Source organism: Pseudonocardia sulfidoxydans NBRC 16205, assembly GCF_007989085.1.
Taxonomy (GTDB): Bacteria; Actinomycetota; Actinomycetes; order Mycobacteriales; family Pseudonocardiaceae; genus Pseudonocardia; species Pseudonocardia sulfidoxydans.
In genome coordinates, this window is sequence record NZ_BJVJ01000165.1 from 1 (window position 1) to 2,172 (window position 2,172).

At 58.8% G+C, this 2,172-nt stretch carries 2 protein-coding genes; one reads left to right on the forward strand and one right to left on the reverse strand.

The window, feature by feature from the left end; genetic code table 11:
* Window positions 1-415, forward strand: a 415-nt coding sequence (locus tag PSU4_RS30795) for an AMP-binding enzyme (RefSeq protein ID WP_445009150.1), incomplete at its 5' end; no start/stop codon positions are given.
* A 341-nt stretch (window positions 416-756) separates the two neighbouring features.
* On the opposite strand, the gene PSU4_RS33235 is transcribed toward PSU4_RS30795, so the two are convergent.
* Window positions 757-2,100 carry a sigma-54-dependent transcriptional regulator family protein gene (locus PSU4_RS33235; protein WP_507763238.1) on the reverse strand — a complete coding sequence of 448 codons (1,344 nt, stop codon included), beginning with the start codon at window positions 2,098-2,100 and terminating at the stop codon, window positions 757-759.
* Between the last annotated feature and the right edge of the window lie 72 nt (window positions 2,101-2,172).

Below are 2,172 nucleotides of genomic sequence, written 5' to 3' on the forward strand. Positions count from 1 at the left end.
TGACGTCATGAACGTGTCGGGGCACCGCATCTCGACGACCGAGGTGGAGTCGGCGCTGGTGTCCCACCCGACTGTCGCGGAGGCGGCGGTCGTGGGGGCGTCGGACCCGACGACGGGTCAGGGCATCGTGGCGTTCGTGATCCTGCGCGGCAACGTCGCCCAGGACGAGGCGAAGGGCGCCGACGCGATCAAGGCCCTGCGCGACCACGTCTCGAAGGAGATCGGGCCGATCGCCAAGCCGCGCCAGATCATGGTCGTCGACGAGCTGCCCAAGACGCGTTCGGGCAAGATCATGCGCCGGTTGCTGCGTGATGTCGCGGAGAACCGTGAGGTGGGTGACGCGACGACGCTGGCCGACTCGACGGTGATGGACCTCATCTCGTCGGGCATGAACGACGGGAAGGGCGAGGACTGAGCTGCTTCTGCCCTGGTCACCCGTGGCACTTGCCCAGCCCCGGTTTGCTCCAAGTTGTCGCTCGCACGCATTTGGCTCCGCTGCGGTCCCGGGACGAAGCAGCTATTTCGAAGCGGTCGCTACTATTCGGTGGCGGCACGTAGCAAACTTCGTGTACGCGTGGCGGTACAAGCATGACGGTCTTGCAATAACTGATTCGGTCCTACCCCGAGGTGTGTACGAAGTTCTACAAAACAGATTAGGCGACTTTTTGGGTGCGCCAGACTCCCGAACCTGCTGCCACCGGCTCGAAGTCTTACTAATGTACCAACACTCTCTGTGTTCGCGCACGGTACTGAACTTTAGCTGCCTTCGCGCCTGCAAATGGACAGCTGAATTGACGGCGATATCCGGTACGGTGAGCTTGCTATTATGTCAAACTCAACGCTACTCCGCAGCTTAGCGATTTCTGCGCGCACGGAGCTAGCATGGCCAGGCGAACCGTACAAGTGACTGGAGAGTTCTGGAACGGTGAGCCCTGTCGGATGTTCCACGAGTCGCTGCAATATCTCGACCTGCCGCGGCCTGATAAGAGTGCAAACCCGACCGCGCGGCGATTGATATGTTAGATGCCCGTTGGCTCCTGGGCGTGCACTGTTTAGCACAAGCACAACTTCGGCCGCCGTTCGTCCACTATCCGAGTAGGCGATCCAGCCGCTAGCGGTGCGTGTGAGGTGCAGCAAGCCACTGCCAGGTACGTGCAATTTTCCTGGTCGCAATGTTGCTGGATCGAGTTTTCGTACCTGTAAAGGGACGCGTGACTCCAAGATCCAGCCGTTACGGTCAATAGCCAGCGCGGCTGTGCTGTCGCGAGACATCCAAGCGGCTGACCCAATCAGACGTGCAGCGCGGCGGAGGCATTGAAGCTCGACTTCGCGCTTGATAAGTTCACCCATAGCCTGAATTTGGCTGACCGCTTGATGAATATCGGAATTGTGGTGCGTGGTGATGTTGACCGAGCCGAGAAGGCCGGGGAGGAACGGGTGTTTGATTGGATAGGCAGCACATGCAAACTCCTCGAAGACCGCTGCAATGTGTTCTGGCCCGATCGTAACTACTGGTCTGTGAGTTGCTAAGGCGGTGCCAATCGCATTCGTTCCGGCGACACGCTCCGAGAGGTCGCACCCCGGGTGGACGCCTAGGCATCGCAGCGAGCTCGAGATTCCACGGTTGCCTGCCATGACAAGTACAGCGCCGGACTCATCCGTAACAGTGATGGCAGACTTGGGTGCAAGTGGTGCAGCAAAATTTTGCACCTTGGCCCACCCTTCGAGAATCATCGCCTGGTCTCTCCGCCGCTCCAACTCGAGAGCGTCTAGCCGTCCCGTAGAAATCGAGGCTTTCTGAACACGTCCGACGCGCTGCCATGACCGAAGAATGGTTGGTCGAATTTCGTTAGGGCGATGCCCGTCGAGCCATGCAAGACGCGCTTGTCGGATGGCGTCCAACTGGGACTGCCCGCTTGGCATCCAGTCGCTGTTGTGAGGCGTGCCGTACTTCGGCATGTGCTCTCTCTTTGCTTGATCTAGGGCGGCGCATTCTCTGCATAGAGAGGGCACATTGTAGAAACCAATTACACCCGTGTCAAGTCTTGAGCTGGCATCAGAAGCATTTCGGCAACGTTTGGCGACGGCGTCCTTTGTCATGGTTATCAATTGAGGCGAATGGCGTGCGATTCCACAAGCTTGAAATGATCGCTTCAGTCTTTGTCGGCCCAG